14 protein-coding genes and 1 pseudogene are annotated in these 15,134 nt (G+C 69.7%); 8 read left to right on the top strand and 7 right to left on the bottom strand.

Going from position 1 to position 15,134, the window contains the following annotated elements:
* Positions 1–29: 29 nt before the first annotated feature.
* A complete protein-coding gene (locus tag ACNFOC_RS03335; protein WP_416956389.1) occupies positions 30–332 on the bottom strand; it encodes a DUF5133 domain-containing protein in 303 nt (100 codons plus the stop codon).
* Between the two features lie 298 nt (positions 333–630).
* Between ACNFOC_RS03335 and ACNFOC_RS03330 the strand changes: the two genes are divergently transcribed.
* Together ACNFOC_RS03330 and glgX are read left to right on the top strand one after the other, a co-directional pair.
* Positions 631–1,134: a pep a2 gene (locus ACNFOC_RS03330; RefSeq protein WP_416956387.1), complete on the top strand. Its 504-nt coding sequence runs from the start codon at positions 631–633 to the stop codon at positions 1,132–1,134.
* The gene (gene glgX / locus ACNFOC_RS03325) at positions 1,131–3,299 is read left to right on the top strand and encodes a glycogen debranching protein GlgX (protein ID WP_416956385.1); all 2,169 of its coding nucleotides are present in this window, start codon (positions 1,131–1,133) and stop codon (positions 3,297–3,299) included. Before ACNFOC_RS03330 ends, glgX begins: the two co-directional genes overlap by 4 nt.
* Here glgX and ACNFOC_RS03320 read toward each other — a convergent pair.
* Positions 3,277–4,080, bottom strand: a complete 804-nt coding sequence (locus ACNFOC_RS03320) for a VOC family protein (RefSeq protein WP_416956383.1) — start codon at positions 4,078–4,080, stop codon at positions 3,277–3,279. The two genes, glgX and ACNFOC_RS03320, sit on opposite strands and share 23 nt — an antisense overlap.
* Positions 4,081–4,223: 143 nt before the next feature.
* Between ACNFOC_RS03320 and ACNFOC_RS03315 the strand changes: the two genes are divergently transcribed.
* The 4 genes from ACNFOC_RS03315 to ACNFOC_RS03300 all read left to right on the top strand — a co-directional run bounded on the left by ACNFOC_RS03315 (position 4,224) and on the right by ACNFOC_RS03300 (position 7,097).
* Positions 4,224–4,679 carry a MarR family winged helix-turn-helix transcriptional regulator gene (locus ACNFOC_RS03315; protein ID WP_416956381.1) on the top strand — a complete coding sequence of 152 codons (456 nt, stop codon included), beginning with the start codon at positions 4,224–4,226 and terminating at the stop codon, positions 4,677–4,679.
* Positions 4,676–5,572: an ATP-binding cassette domain-containing protein gene (locus tag ACNFOC_RS03310; protein ID WP_416956379.1), complete on the top strand. Its 897-nt coding sequence runs from the start codon at positions 4,676–4,678 to the stop codon at positions 5,570–5,572. The genes ACNFOC_RS03315 and ACNFOC_RS03310 overlap by 4 nt, the downstream gene beginning before the upstream one ends.
* Complete coding sequence (locus tag ACNFOC_RS03305) at positions 5,532–6,392, top strand: ABC transporter permease (protein WP_416956377.1); 861 nt, start codon at positions 5,532–5,534, stop codon at positions 6,390–6,392. Before ACNFOC_RS03310 ends, ACNFOC_RS03305 begins: the two co-directional genes overlap by 41 nt.
* Positions 6,393–6,581: 189 nt before the next feature.
* On the top strand, positions 6,582–7,097 hold the full coding sequence (locus tag ACNFOC_RS03300; RefSeq protein ID WP_416956375.1) for a hypothetical protein: 516 nt from the start codon (positions 6,582–6,584) through the stop codon (positions 7,095–7,097).
* Positions 7,098–7,129: 32 nt separating this feature from the next.
* On the opposite strand, the gene hemC is transcribed toward ACNFOC_RS03300, so the two are convergent.
* The 5 genes and pseudogenes from hemC to ACNFOC_RS03275 all read right to left on the bottom strand — a co-directional run bounded on the left by hemC (position 7,130) and on the right by ACNFOC_RS03275 (position 12,953).
* Positions 7,130–8,065 (bottom strand): hydroxymethylbilane synthase, encoded by a 936-nt coding sequence (gene hemC, locus ACNFOC_RS03295; RefSeq protein ID WP_416956373.1) that lies wholly within the window; start codon positions 8,063–8,065, stop codon positions 7,130–7,132.
* Between the two features lie 72 nt (positions 8,066–8,137).
* A complete protein-coding gene (locus ACNFOC_RS03290; protein ID WP_416956371.1) occupies positions 8,138–9,706 on the bottom strand; it encodes an MGH1-like glycoside hydrolase domain-containing protein in 1,569 nt (522 codons plus the stop codon).
* A gap of 77 nt (positions 9,707–9,783) precedes the next feature.
* Positions 9,784–10,560 carry an NPP1 family protein gene (locus tag ACNFOC_RS03285; protein ID WP_416956369.1) on the bottom strand — a complete coding sequence of 259 codons (777 nt, stop codon included), beginning with the start codon at positions 10,558–10,560 and terminating at the stop codon, positions 9,784–9,786.
* Positions 10,561–11,157: 597 nt separating this feature from the next.
* Positions 11,158–12,009 carry a class I SAM-dependent methyltransferase gene (locus tag ACNFOC_RS03280; RefSeq protein WP_416956367.1) on the bottom strand — a complete coding sequence of 284 codons (852 nt, stop codon included), beginning with the start codon at positions 12,007–12,009 and terminating at the stop codon, positions 11,158–11,160.
* A 142-nt stretch (positions 12,010–12,151) separates the two neighbouring features.
* Positions 12,152–12,953: pseudogene (locus ACNFOC_RS03275) on the bottom strand (transposase family protein).
* An 885-nt stretch (positions 12,954–13,838) separates the two neighbouring features.
* Between ACNFOC_RS03275 and ACNFOC_RS03270 the strand changes: the two are divergent.
* Complete coding sequence (locus ACNFOC_RS03270; RefSeq protein WP_416956365.1) at positions 13,839–14,408, top strand: TetR/AcrR family transcriptional regulator; 570 nt, start codon at positions 13,839–13,841, stop codon at positions 14,406–14,408.
* A 61-nt stretch (positions 14,409–14,469) separates the two neighbouring features.
* Positions 14,470–15,096 carry a DUF1349 domain-containing protein gene (locus tag ACNFOC_RS03265; RefSeq protein ID WP_416956363.1) on the top strand — a complete coding sequence of 209 codons (627 nt, stop codon included), beginning with the start codon at positions 14,470–14,472 and terminating at the stop codon, positions 15,094–15,096.
* The last annotated feature ends 38 nt before the right edge of the window (positions 15,097–15,134 follow it).

The raw sequence follows: 15,134 nt of genomic DNA, 5'->3' as shown, positions 1-15,134 counted from the left end.
CGTGGGTGCAAGCTGCGCCGGACGGGGGACTACCTTCCCGCCGGGGAACGCCGATCGACCGCGACGGGCGGCCCGCGGTGCCCGACGGCCGTCGTACGGGGGCGGGCGTTCTGCTCCTGTTGGTACGTGCTCAGGCCGCCGCGCAGAAAGCGTTCGGCGGCTTCCGCGGCCTCGCGCGCGCAGCGTTTCCCCATCAGCACGCACAAGGTGTAGCCCGAGTCCTCGAAGGTGGCTCGTACCGTCCGGTCGCCCGGCGATGCGAGCATCACGCGTTCCCACGCCCGATAGCGCCGCAGTTGGCGGGCGACTTCGGCCTTGGCGGGTAGCAGCATGGCGCTGTTCACCTTTCGCCTCGGCGGACCGCGGTTCCCGACCGTCGGGTGGCGGCCGTGCGCGGAGGGTCATGGCTCCGTCACGGCAGTCGAGGCTTTCACTCATGGTGCACACGTGGTGACCAAGCGTCTTGTTGGTTCTTCAACTACCTCACCCGTCGCTCGTGTTGCACGAATGGCCTAGCGCTCGCACTCTGGAGCTGACTCAGAAGCGATCATTGCTCACGCTTCGTGTTCGGGGCCCCGGCCCCGCAGGGCGAGGGGAAGCGTGAGCTTCGCCGGTAGGGAGCCAACGACGATGAAGACCGCAGTGCCCTGCTACTACCACCTCGATGTGGACGTCAGTCCGGAACGGGTCGGGCAGGTCAGGCGCATCCTGGCCGCCCATCTCCGCCTGTGGGACCTGGAGATCCTCGTGAATCCCGTCTGCCGCGGCGCCGAGCTGCTGCTGCGGGCCATCGACGAGCACGCCACGGACAAGCACACGTCGATAGAGCTGTGGTGGAACGGCCAGCACCTGATCACCGCCATCGGCGACAACGACCGCGATCTCCGCCCGGACCAGGACCTGCGCGCCTGTCTCGCCCGGATCGCCGCGATGAGCGACGGCTGGGGCTGCTGCGCCACCGACACCGGGAGCAAGGTCATCTGGTTCTCGCAGCGCGCCCGCAGCGGCGAACGCGTTCCGCGGGTCCCCAGGACGCCCGCGCCGCGCCTGCGGGAGACGCTCCAACTTCCCCGCGAGGCACCGGACGCACTGCCGGCCCGCCCGACGCACGGCGTCCTGGAGGACGCCAAGTGACCGCGAGCCCGTCCCGGAAAGGGGTGCCCGTCTGGAACGGGCACCCCTTTCCCCTGGGAGCCGCATACGACGGGACGGGCACCAACTTCGCCCTGTTCAGCGAAGTCGCCGAACGCGTCGACCTCGTCCTCGTCGGCGACGACGGCCGGCACCGGGACATCGCGCTCACCGAGGCCGACGGTTTCGTCTGGCACTGCTATCTGCCGGGCATCGGGCCGGGGCAGCGCTACGGCTATCGGGTGCACGGTCCGTGGGCTCCGGCCGCCGGACACCGCTGCAACCCGGCGAAACTGCTCCTCGACCCGTACGCCAGGGCGGTGGACGGACAGATCGACAACGACCCCTCGCTGTACGAGCGTTCGGCAGGACCGGCAACCGGTGACAGCGCCGGGCACGGCATGCTCGGCGTGGTCACCGACCCGGCGTTCGACTGGGGCGACGACCGGCCGCCCCGGCGTCCGTACGCCGACACGGTGATCTACGAGGCCCATGTGAAGGGGCTGACCCGCACCCACCCGGAGGTCCCCGAGGAACTCCGCGGGACGTACGCGGGACTCGCGCACCCGGCCGTCGTCGAGCATCTCGTCCAACTCGGCGTCACCGCGGTCGAGTTGATGCCGGTGCACCAGTTCGTGCAGGACGGCGTGCTCCAGGACCGCGGCCTGTCCAACTACTGGGGCTACAACACCATCGGCTTCTTCGCGCCCCACAACGCCTACGCCGCGCACCGCGAACGCGGGCGCCAGGTAACCGAGTTCAAGTCCATGGTGAAGGCGCTGCACGCCGCCGGGCTCGAAGTCATCCTCGACGTGGTCTACAACCACACCGCCGAGGGCAACGAGAAGGGCCCCACCCTGTCCTTCCGGGGCATCGACAACGCCTCCTACTACCGTCTGGTGGACGGCGATTGGGGCCACTACTACGACACGACGGGCACCGGGAACAGCCTGCTGATGCGGCACCCCTACGTCCTTCAGCTGATCATGGACTCGCTGCGCTACTGGGTCACCGAGATGCACGTCGACGGCTTCCGCTTCGACCTCGCGGCCACGCTGGCCCGGCAGTTCCATGAGGTGGACCGGCTGTCGGCGTTCTTCGACCTGATCCAGCAGGACCCGGTGATCAGCCGCGTCAAGCTGATCGCCGAGCCGTGGGACGTGGGCGAGGGCGGCTACCAGGTGGGCAACTTCCCGCCGCTGTGGTCGGAGTGGAACGGCAGGTACCGGGACGCCGTACGGGACTTCTGGCGGGGCGGCGAGCACACGCTCGGCGAGTTCGCGTCCCGGCTCACCGGGTCCTCCGACCTGTACCAGCACAGCCGGCGCCGACCGCGCGCCAGCGTCAACTTCGTCACCGCGCACGACGGGTTCACCCTGCGCGACCTGGTCTCGTACAACGACAAGCGCAACGAGGCCAACGGGGAGGGGAACCGGGACGGTGAGAGCACCAACCGGTCCTGGAACTGCGGGGCCGAGGGGGAGACGGGCGATCCCGCCGTTCTTGAACTGCGCGGGCGTCAGCAGCGCAACTTCCTTGCCACGCTGCTCCTTTCGCAGGGCATCCCGATGCTCAGCCACGGCGACGAACTGGGCCGCACCCAGGGCGGCAACAACAACGCCTACTGCCAGGACAACGAAGTCTCCTGGATCGACTGGGAGTTGACGGGCGAGCAGCGCGAACTCGCCGACTTCACGCGGTATGTCATCGGGCTGCGCGCCGCGCATCCGGTGCTGAGGCGCCGCCGGTTCTTCCGGGGCGAGACCGCCGTGCACGCCGGGCAGCCGCTGCCCGACCTGGTGTGGTTCCTGCCCGACGCGCGCGAGATGGCCGACCTGGACTGGCAGCGCTCCGACGCGCACTGCGTGGGCGTGTTCCTCAACGGTGACGCCATCGCCGAACGCGACCCGCACGGCGGACCCGTCGTCGACGACTCGTTCCTGCTCCTGCTGAACAGCTACTGGGAACCCGTCGGCTTTCGCCTGCCCGACGTCACCTACGGCGAGCGCTGGACGACCCTGATCGACACCGCCGAGCCGCAGGGCACCCCGGACGAGACGGAACACAAGGCCGGCACCGAGATGGCCGTAGCGGAGCGCAGTCTGGTGCTGTTGTCGCGGCCCGCTCGGGAGGGTGAGGGTGGGGTCAGGGGGCGTCGCGGGAGGTGACCGTGAAGCGGGCGCCGTCGGGGTCGCGCAGGACGGCCTCGGTGCGGTTCTCCCGCAGGACACTCCCGCCGTACGCCTCCGTGACCCGTGCGCACGACCTGATGTCCGAGACCGCGAAGTGGACCTGCCAGTGCGGCCGGACGGTCGGATCGGGAGCCGCCTCCAGGGCGCCCGACTCGATGCGGGCCACGACGTTCCCGCCGCTGCGCAGAACCACCTCGCCGCCCTCGTACCGGACCTCGCAGCTCGCCGGGTCCGCCGTCGCCCAGTCGAGGACCTCGCCGTAGAAGATCGCCGCGTCGAAGGCGTCCCGGGTGTGCAGCCGGACGAAGGCCGGGGCCGAGCGGCGCCAGGTCTCCCAGCCGCCGACGAGGTCGCCCTCCCAGATGCCGAAGGTCGCGCCGTCCCGGTCGCCGAGCAGGGCCGCGCGGCCGGGCGGGAAGGAGAGCGGTCCCACGGCGACCGTCGCGCCGCGCTCCCGGACCCGGGCCGTGGCCACATCCGCGTCGGGCACGGCGAAGTACGGCGTCCAGGCGACCGCGACCTGCCACATGGTGGCCACCGCGGCCAGGCCGGCCACCGGCATGTCGTTCGCCGTGGCGATCCGGAAGCGGTCGCCGAGGCTGGCCGAGCGCCACTTCCAGCCGAACACGGCCTCGTAGAAGGCCTCGGTCGTCTCCACGTCGCGGCTCGTGAGGCTCACCCAGCAGGGGGCGCCGAACACCGAACGCGTGGAGACGGCGTCCGGCTTCCCGGGGGACGGTTTCCTGTCGTGGTTCATGGCAGTCGCGTTCCGATCTCGTGGACCGGCGGCCACCGGTCTCCACCCAGTGTCCAACCGGAAGCGGTCCCGGTGCCTCCCGAGCACGGGTCTTGACCATCCTTTTGGGTTAGTTACCTCTGCTAAAGAGGTAATCTCCGGGTGTGGAGACGGAGAACTTCCCTGAAGAGCTGGCCGACGCGCTCGTCGGTGTCCAGCGGCTGATCCGCAGACGACTGCGCAGCGAGATGACCATGCCGCGGCTGCGCGGCGCCGAGGTGGAGCTGCTGCGGCTGGTCGAGGTCCGGCCCGGTATCGGCATCTCGGACGCGGCCAAGGAGCTGTTCCTCGCGAGCAACTCGGTGTCGACGCTCGTCAACCAGCTCGTCCGGGACGGCTTCATGATCCGCGAGACGGACCCCGCCGACCGGCGCGCCGCCCGCCTCCAGCTCACCGAGACCGCCAAGACGCGCCTCAGTGACTGGCACGCACGACGCGCGGCGCTCGTCCGCGGACAGGTGGACCGTCTCGACCAGGCGGACCGGGACGCGCTGCGCGCGGCACTCCCGGCCCTGCGCCAACTGGCCGTCAATCTGCACGAGGAGGCCGAGGAGTCATGACGCCGGACATCGACGCTGCCAATGACACCGCCACTGCCACCGCGACCGCCACCGGGCGGTCCGCAGCCGTCAGCTGCACCCGGCTCGCCTATTCCTTCGGCGAGACGACCGCGGTCGACGGGCTCGACCTGAACGTGGGGGAGGGCGAGGTCTTCGGACTGCTCGGCCCCAACGGCGCCGGGAAGACCACGGCGATCCGCTGTATCACCACCCTCCTGCCGGTCCCGGCGGGCATGGTCCATGTCTTCGGCCACGACACGGCCAAGGAACAGATGTCGGTGCGCCGCATGCTCGGCTACGTCCCGCAGCAGCTGTCCGCCGACAGCGGGCTCACCGGACGCGAGAACGTCGCTCTCTTCGCCCGCGTCTTCGACGTGCCGCGCAGAGAACGTGCCGCACGCGTCGCCCAGGCGCTGCGGGCGGTCGACCTCACCGACGCCGCCGACCGGCTCGCCAACACGTACTCCGGCGGCATGGTCCGCCGCCTCGAACTCGCGCAGGCCCTGGTCAGCGCGCCCCGCCTGCTCATCCTCGACGAGCCCACCATCGGCCTCGACCCGATCGCCCGCACCAGCGTGTGGGAGCACATCACCGCCGTGCGCGAGGCGACCGGCATGACCGTCCTGGTCACCACCCACTACATGGACGAGGCCGACCAGTACTGCGACCGCGTCGGCCTGATGCACCGCGGCCGCATCCGCGCCCTGGGCACCCCGGAGCAGCTCCGCGAGGGCCTCGGCGAACGCCGCCGCGCCGAGGGCGCCCCCGCCACCGATCCGCTGCCCACCCTTGAGGACGTCTTCCGGGACATAGCCGGCAGCGGTCTCGAAGACCAGTCAGGAGGTTTCCGCGATGTCCGAAGCACCCGCCGCACCGCGAACCGCGTCGGCTGACCCAGCCCTTGAGAACGACCTGAACCTTCTCCTGACCCCGCCCCAACCCCGGGCCGGCTGGCGCCTGTTGCCCGCCCGCGTCATCGCGATGTGCGCGGTCGAACTCCAGAAACTCCGCCACGACCGCACCGAGTTGTACACCCGCGCCGTCCAACCCGCCCTGTGGCTGCTGATCTTCGGCCAGACCTTCACCCGCATCAAGGCGATCCCCACCGGCGGCATCCCCTACATCGACTACCTGGCCCCGGGCATCATCGCCCAGTCCGCGATGTTCATCGCCATCTTCTACGGCATCCAGATCATCTGGGAACGCGACGCCGGCATCCTCAACAAGCTCCTCGTCACCCCCACCCCGCGCTCGGCACTGATCACCGGCAAGGCCTTCGCGGCCGGGGTGAAGTCGCTGATCCAGGCCGTCGTCGTGGTCGTCATCGCCGCGATCCTCGGAGTGGCGCTGACCTGGAACCCGCTGAAGCTCATCGGCGTCGGCGCGATCGTGATCCTCGGCTCGGCCTTCTTCTCCTGTCTGTCGATGACCATCGCCGGCATCGTGCTCAGCAGGGACCGGCTGATGGGCTTCGGACAGGCGATCACCATGCCGCTGTTCTTCGGCTCCAACGCCCTCTACCCGGTGGCGATCATGCCCGGCTGGCTCCAGGCGGTGAGCAAGGTGAACCCGCTGAGCTACGAAGTGGACGCGCTGCGCGGGCTGCTGCTCGGCACCCCGTCCCATCTGGGCACCGACTTCGCCGTGTTGCTGGTGGCCGCCGCCCTGGGCATCGCCGCCGCTTCCTCCCTGCTCGGACGGCTCGCCCGCTGATCTTGGACGGGACGTGATGTGCGGCACGCTGCTGTCCAGGATTCGACGGCCGGAAAGCGGATTCTTCCTGCGCACGGCTTGATCAGTGATCAAGCGGGCGAAAACGCTGGCCACAGCGCATTCTGCTCATTTGACAGTGCGCTGAGCACACAGATAGGAAGCAGCTCTCTGAGGTCGAGAGGGTGCACCGTGTACGAGCCGAACGTGGTCGGGGACTGGCAGGAGTACGACGAACATGCCGGTCTGCGTGTCCGCGTCCACAGCCTGGCCGCCGCCGAGCCGCCACGTGGACGTGACGACGCGGCAGAAGGGCTGACCTACTTCACGCTCCGTGTCACCGTCGAGAACCGTGGCGCGCGGCACTACGGCATCCATCTGGAGGACGGCCAGATCGACGTGAGGGTCGGCCCGGACGGCGAGAGCGCCTTCATCGACTGGCGCAGCTCGCAGTTCATCGAGGGCTTCGACGTCTATCCGCTGCGCCGCGCCACCGCCGTCGTGTACGCGGCCGGCGCGGAGGCCTCCCTGAAGCAGGTGGACGTACAGGTCCAGCTGCGGGTGGAGGAGGAGTGGACGGAGCGGCGCCTGTGGGCGGGCGGTATCGGTCTGTGCGAGGCCGCCGTCGCCGCCGGTGCGGGGCGGGACGGCCTGGCCCACCAGGTGAGCAACTTCCTCCGGGACCAGGCGGAACCCGGCACCCCCTGAGACTCCCGGGGCAGTCCCCTGAGACTTCCGGGTCAGTGCGGGATGCCGTCGATGATCTCCCGGGCGCCCTGCCGCAGCAGCGCCACGGCCACCGACGTGCCCAGCGTCGCCGGGTCGAGGCGGCCCGCCCACTCGTGGGCGTTGAGCCGGGTCTTGCCGTCCGGGGTGAACACACAGGCGCGCAGCGACAGTTCACCGCTCCGGTCCACCTGCGCGTACCCGGAGATCGGGCTGTTGCAGTGCCCCTGGAGGACGTGCAGGAACATGCGCTCCGCGGTCGCCTCCCGGTGTGTCTCCGGGTGACCGAGCGCGCTGACCGCGTCGATGACGTCGGTGTCGCCCTCGCGGCACTGGAGGGCGAGGATGCCCGCACCGATCGGCGGCATCATCACCTCGGGGGAGAGCACCTCGCTGACCACGTCGAGCCGGTTGATGCGCTCCAGGCCGGACATCGCGACCAGCAGCGCGTCGGCCTCACCCGCCGCGAGCTTCTCCAGCCGCCGGTTGACGTTGCCGCGGAACGGCACGCACTCCAACTCCGGGTGAGTGGCGGCGAGTTGCGCGACCCGGCGGACCGACGAGGTGCCGATCCGCGTCCCGGCCGGCAGCTCGTCGAGGGTCAGCCCGCCCGGGTGGACCAGGGCGTCGCGGATGTCGTCCCGCTTCAGGAACGCGGCGAACGTCGTACCGGCCGGCAGCGGACGGTCGGCGGGCACGTCCTTCACACAGTGCACCGCGAGATCCGCCGCACCGGCGAGCAGCGCGGCGTCCACCTCCTTGGTGAACGCCCCCTTGCCCTCGACCAGGGCCAGATCGCCCATCCACTTGTCACCGGTCGTCTTGACCGGCACGACCTCGGTGCGCACCTGCGGATGAAGGACGGCCAACTCGGCGCGCACACGCTCCACTTGGGCCAGCGCCATGGGCGAGTCACGGGAGACGATACGGATCAGTTCGGGCACGGACATGCGGACACGATAGACCGTCCGGCACCCCGCCGTGGACCGGACCTCGACACCGGGCGACGGCGACGCACACGTTCACGCCGTGTCGGTGAGCACCAGACGCAGGGTGCGGTGACCGGTCCCGTCGGTGGGTACGACCGGTTCGCCAGGCCGCCCGTCGACCGTGCACTCCCGCACCCGGGTCCCGCCCCCGCTCAGCGTCACGTCGAGCGTCATGCCCCGGTACCGCAGCCCGCGCAGGCTCACCGTGCCCCAGTCCGGCGGCAGACACGGGCTCAGCCGCAGGGAGCCGTCCGTGAACGTCAGGCCGAACAGGCCGTCGTGGATCAGGCGGAGATACGCCGTCGCCGACCAGGTCTGGTCGGGCTGCGACACGAAGTGGTCGGCGTGCCCGCTCGCGCCGCCCTGCCAGCCGCCGTCGACCGCGCCGGTGACGGAGTCGTACAGCTCGTAGAAGCCGCCGCTCGCGGTGACCAGGTCGGCGAGGGTGTCGGTGGCGAGGGCGAACGGTTCGGGGCGGCCCGCGTCGGCGGCGGCCTGGCCGTACAGCCCGTGGACCATCGGCCAGACCATCACGTTGTGCCGTCCCGGATGCCCGTCGTCGAAGCGCGGGAAGTGCGGCCAGACGTTGACGATGCCGTACGGCTGCCAGTGCGTGGAGTCGAGGATCTGGACGGCGCGTCGGGAGTCGGCGACGCCGAGGAGGATCGCGAGGGCCAGGCCGGCGCCCTCCTGCGAAGTGTCGACGTGTCCGGCACGGGTGCCCTCGCCGTGCACGAGATAGGCGTAGGTGCCGGCGTCCGCGCGCCACAGGTGCCGGTCGATCGCCGTGCGCAGGTGCTCAGCGTCCGAGCGGAACGACGCGGCCTGTACGGGGTGGCCGAGGGCCTCGGACATGGCGGCGAGGGCGAGTTGGGCGCCGTAGTAGAGGCAGTTGGTCGACAGGCACATCAGCTTGTCGGCGTGCGGGTGGTCGAGGACGAAGGACGAGTGGACGGACGTCGAGGCGGGCGGGCTGGGGTAGCCGGAGATGCCGTCGTTCATGAAGCCCGGGCCCTCGAAGAGGCCGAAGGTGGGGTTGAAGTGCTGGGCGCGGCGGGCCGCGAGGGTGTGCGCGGACGTGTCGTGGGCCCGGGTGAGGAAGTCGCGGTCGCCGGTGACCAGGTAGTGGTGGTGGGCGGCCAGGACCCACACGATCTGGTCCCACCACTGGTTGTCCTGCTGGACGACGAGCCCGTCCCGGGTGCGGTCGACCACGGACCACAGGGTGTTGCGGCCGACGTCCGGCGCCAGCAGGCTGACCCCGCTCCACGCGTTGACGGCCGCGTCCCGGGTCCAGCGCTGCGGCGCGGGATAGCCGCCGCCCGCCCGGACGACGGTGCCGGGCGGGTAGGTGAGCAGGCCCGCCTTGTCGTACACCGAGCGGTCGGCGCCGATGGTGTTGGCGCCGGACACGGATCTGAGCGCGGACGCGTAGACGGTGCCGAGGCGGCGTTGGACGGTCTGGTCGTCGAAGGCGAGGGTGGGCATGGTGTATCCGTTCCCGGGAGCCGGGCCCTGCGCACCCGCCGGGACGGCCGTCGCTCCGGCGATGCCCAGCGCGATCAGGAGAGCCCGCCGTGAGATCCCGCGTTCAGCTGCCACGTTCCGTCCTCTCGGGTTCCCGGGGTCGAGGTGACTCCGGGAACCCTGAGAACGATGGTGCCCCCTGGACGGTTCGGTCAGGCGGCCGGGTCGAACGTGATTCCGGAGGGCTTCGCCGACGTGAGGTGGGCCACGAAGTTCGCGTCCTTGAGCCCGAAGTTGGCGCTGCCGAAGTCGTAGGCGCTCAACTTGTCGCGCAGGCCCGCCGGGTAGCCGTTCCAGCCGACGAGCGGCGGGTACTGCCAGGTGTGCTTGTCGTTCTCCGGCGGCTCGTCGTTCGCGTTCCCCAGCCGGAAGTCGTGCGTGCCGATGCCGTCCTTGTGGTAGACGATCTTGGCGTGCGTGCCGTCGAAGCGGACCTCGGACGCCGCGTGCACGGTGAACGAACCGTGGTTGGACGTCGACACGTACTGGATCGTGCCGTTCTGCACCCACACCACGACGTGTTCCCAGTCGTTGCGGTGCCCGCCGATGCTGGAGTTGGCGACGGCCTGGTCCTTCTCGAAGTACAGGCCGTACATGTAGGCGCACCAGCCGTTGTTGCACTTGTAGCGCGAGTAGCTGTTGGTGTTGTCGAGGTCCGAGGCGTCGTGGCACTCGCCGCTGAGTGAACCCGTCGGGTTCAGGCCGCCGTTGATCGTCCCGTCCGGGCCGATCGCGGGCGTCGGGTAGCAGCCGTCCGTGTCGTAGTCGAAGGCGGGCAGATACGTCTGCTCGGCGGCTTCGGCGTTCGCGGGCAGTGCCGTGGGCGGCGCGGCGAAGGCGACGCTGGGGAAGGCGATGACCAGGGCGGCGGCACCGCCGAGGCCGGCGAGCCACCTTCCGCGGCGGGTGCGGGACTTCTGGGACGACACTGCGTCCTCCTCTTGGGAGCAGCCCAACGGCTCTGGGGGGAAAGGGCTTTCATGGTCCCGACTTTCCATGTACGCGCCAAGGGTGCGGGATGTCACTTCGGTAACGGGCGGCCCAATACCTGAGCTACGCAACTTCCTTGACGCTCGGGCGGATCCGCCGCCGACTCCTCCGGTGGGAGGTCCGGGCGCGGCCGCAGCCGGGACGGCCGGCGGAGCATCCCGGGCCGGTGACCGCAGCCGCTCGGTCCGTCGCCCGAACCTGTGGGTGAGACCGGGTACTTGCGACCAGCACCCGCATCCCGGACAGGTCGCCCGCCCTGCGGTGGTACGGGCCTCGACCCGGACGGCCGTGTCGATCAGCGCGACCGATTCCACCAACACGCCCCCGACTGAGGAAAACAGCAGCTCGTTCAACTGCGGCAGCACGTCGTTCACGGCGAAGGACTGTCGAGCACACCACCGTCCAGCCAGGCGCTTTTCGGGCGAACTTCAGTGGTCGTAGGCGGTCAGTGCGCGCATGCCTGGCTGGCCCGCATGAACCTGGCTTCCCTCATCAGGCCCCCTTGGAATCGATCATCGAGGGAACCGGGAGGCGCTCTACCGGCGGACCGCCGAGATCAGCCCGCCGGGCTGCTCCTCGCGCTGCGGCGGGGTGCTGATCGGACGGCCGTAGGCGGCAGCGCGCTGGCGCAAGGTGTGGCTGTCGGCCTCCCAGCCGTACCCGGCCAGCCAGCCCACCGGGTCGTCGGGCATCTCCGAGATCCACATGGACGCCGCCGATCCCGGCGCGGCGTCCGCGCCGAAGCGCTCGATCACGCCGCGCGAGCCCAGCGTCAGCCCCATCCGGCTGTCTGCCGCCGACTGCGCGCTGATCCGGGCCAGCAGGAGCTCCACCGCGTCCTCGGGCAGATAGATCAGCAGTCCTTCGGCGATCCACGCGGTCGGCACCGCCGGATCGTGCCCTGCGGCGGCCAGCGCGGCCGGCCAGTCCTCACGCAGATCCACCGCGACGGTGATCCGCTCGCAGCGCGCGACGGCCCGCTCCTGGCGCAGCACCGAAGCCTTGAAGTCGAGTGGCGCGGCGGTGTCGACCTCGAACAGCCGGGTGCCCTCGGGCCAGTCGATCCGGAAGGCCCGGCTGTCCATGCCGGCGCCGAGCAGCACGACCTGCCGGACCCCGGACGCGGAGGCCTGTTGCAACAGGTCGTCGAGGAATTTCGTCCTGATGACGATGGAGAACGCCACGGCCAGCCGGCGGCGTCGCGCGGCCTCGTCATCGGGCAGCGGCGGCGAGGAGGGCCACAGGCAGCCGGCGGTGGCGAAGGCCTGTGCCAGTGGGTCGCGGAACAGCGCGTTCTCCCGCTCGGTCTCCAGCGCCCGCACCCTGGCCACCCCCACCGCCGTGGCCCACACTCCCGACGGCCGCACCCGCTCCTGCTCATCAGTCACCGCGCCAGCCTAGAAGATCGATTCCAACGGGCCTGATGAGGGGAGCCAGCTTCATGCGCGCACTGACCGCCTACGACCACTGACGACGTGGCGCGCGATTGAGGGCTGGGGGTGCCGGCCTGGCGGTTCGGCTGATGGGTGATCACGTCTCGGCGCCGCGGTCGGAGACCAGACCGGCCACGGCCGTGCAGGTCTCCTCGAAGTATTCGCGTCGTCCGAGAAACCGCTGGAGGGTTCGCCACTGTTTGTGCTCGGCGTTGGCGTGTTCTACGCAGATCCGTTCCGAGGATTGCTGGTGACGCTCCGCGTCCCAGGTGGTGACCTCCTCCGGTGTCGCGTCCCTCTTCGGCTTGAGCGGCGGGGCCTGGACCTGGTTGGGGAACTCCTTGGCCAGGCCCCGGTACGTCCCTCGCCGTCGGTGACGACGGTCGCCTTCTTGGTGTTCACCTTCTTCTTGCGCGAGACGTACGCGCGACGGCTCGGCTTGTTCGCGTGCGGGCCGCGGACCTGGACCTCGGTGCCGTCAATGCGCAGCTCGACGCCCTCGGCGGCGGCATAGGCGAAGACGTCCGCCAGGGTACGAAGTCGCAGGTCGGGGTGGCCGGAGACGGCGAAGCCGCGGGCCGCCGGCAGCGGGCGGGTCTCGCGGATCGCGCGGGTGACCGAAGAGCGGTCTACCCGATAGAGCTCCGCCAGGGCCACGTGCGGGAGTTGGAAGCGCAGCGCCACCAGGGTGACGACGACGCGGTCGACGAACACCAGCTCGTGGTCCGGGCCCGCCCCGGGCGCGCGCATACGCTCGTGCCCTCGACGTTCTCGCAGCCGGACTCCTCAGCTGCCATCCAGGCACCAGCGAGTTCGACGACGAGTTTGCCGGGCCGCCGCGGCTGGAGACCGGTGAAGACACGCTTGGACAAGGCCGTGCGGCCCAGGTATTGCGTCACAACAACACCCAAGCCGCACGGCCTACTTCATGCCTCGGCAGTGCCTCGATCCCTATCACGCACCACGTCGTAAGGTACGGCCCATGTCTGATAGATCGATGTCTACGGGCCGCCTATGGGCAGTCCTGCTCGGGGTCGACGCTGTGGTCACTGCGTCGACGATCGTGGTGTGGAGGCAGAGCGGAACACCGTGGACCGAAACCTTGGTCAGTTCGGGTGTGGTTGCTCTTTCCGTCCTGATAGCCGGCCCATGGGCGATAAGGCGGACCAGGGCAAGGGTCGAGGAAGCGATGCGGCAACAGCGTTGATCCAGTTCGGTCGCCTCTGAGAGTGCGGTGCGTGACGTAAGACCCGCTTCGGTCTTGGGGTTGGGTATGGGGACCTGGTCGGCGGGGTGGGTTGGTGGTCAGGTGCGGGGCTGAGTGAACAGGCCAGGTTCGGGTTCGGTGAGGATGCCCCGTGTGACCAGGCGTTTTAGCTTGCACCGGATGCCTTCGGCGTTCTTCGGGAGTGGCCGGCCTGGTCTCCGACCGCGCCGCCGAGAGGTGATCCAGAGCCCACGGGAAGTGACACAGCCGGGCAGCTGACCGTGCAGGAGTCCCGTCACCGCCTCGCCCGCGCGATCCGTCACGGCGGCCGGAGCTAGATCCACCAGGTGTAACGCGACCGGCAGGAGGGCCAGTTGGCCGGTCTGGAGGAACGCGCCTGCCTCGATCGTGTCCGTCAGGTCCGGGCGGCGGGAGTCCGGGTCCGGGTCGCTGCGGCAGCCGCCGCGGACCGCTTCGCCTCGTGATGCGGCCGCCGTACGCCCTTGTCGTACGAACGTTCTTATGGTCCGCTGAGGCAAGTCGCTGGAGGGTGCCGATCGCGGGGAGTCCTGAGCCGATGAGTGCCGTATCGCGGCGAACCGAGCCGCAACGACGAGACCGCATCCTGGCCGTGACACTGGACACCATCGAGGAGCGGGGGCTGGCCGGCGCGACGTACCGCACCATCGCCGCGGCAGCCGACGTGCCTCTCGGGTCGATGACTTACCACTTCCCGAACCGGGACGATCTGATCTTCATCGCGTTCGAGCGCTTCGCGAACGATCTCTTCTCACCGCTCGACGAGTCCATGGGGGATCTCGAACCTGGCGAGGACCCTCGTGAGCGCCTCGTCCAGATGATCGTCACGGACTCCCGCGACCGCAGGCGCGACATGGTCCTGCTGGCCGAACTGTATGTTCTGGCGATCCGCGAGGAACGCTACGCAGAACTGATGCGGCAGTGGATGCGACGAGCCAAGGACGCCATCTCCCGCCACATCCACGGCGTCAGCGGTCACGTCATCGACGCCGTGCAGGAAGGCATCGGCCTGCAACGGTACTTCCTGCCACAGGAGTTCACCGAGGACGTCGTCCGCCGCACCATCCACGACCTCGTCCCCGAAGCACACGGGGCCCGCACACCCTGAGCCAGACATCCGCGTTCCGGCGTTGTGGCTTGCCCATGGGCAGCCCACAGGAGGAAACGACATGACTATCACCCGTAACGTGCCCGGTCTGCCCTTCACCCTCTCGCCGTCGTCCGGCGAGGCGTGGACCACCGACGAGGCGACCGCCACGGTGACAGCCGCAGCGGCCGCTCACAGCGACATCTTCATCGACCCGGGAGCTGACTCCCAGCTCAACGCCGAGTCCATGCTCAACGCCGCGACCTTGCTCGGCGTCCCCCCGGACGGTGACTTCCAGTTCAGCGCACGCGTCACCGTCGACTTCGAGTCCACCTTCGACGCCGGCGTACTGCTCCTGTGGATCGATGACCGCAACTGGGGCAAGCTCTGCTTCGAATTCTCTCCCGACCGCGAGCCCATGATCGTCTCCGTGGTCGCCCGCGGCGTCGCGGATGACGCCAACGCCTTCGCTGTCGACGGCCGTACGGTGTGGCTGCGCGTCTCCCGAATCGATCACGCCTTCGCCTACCACGCGTCCCTCGACGGCAAGACCTGGCGGATGATCCGCTTCTTCACCCTCGCCGACACATCCACGCCCGCCTCCATCGGCTTCGAGGCACAGTCGCCGACCGGTGACGGTTGTGCGGTCACCTTCGACGACATTCACTTCACCCGCGAGCGTCTGCACGAACTGCGCGATGGCTCGTGACCCAGAGGGCAATAGGCACGCGTCTTTCGGTGCGGGTT

It is taken from the genome of Streptomyces colwelliae (assembly GCF_048158785.1).
In the GTDB taxonomy this organism is placed as follows: Bacteria; Actinomycetota; Actinomycetes; order Streptomycetales; family Streptomycetaceae; genus Streptomyces.
Note: the sequence above shows the minus strand (reverse complement) of the source record. Positions and strands in the feature narration are given on the sequence as shown.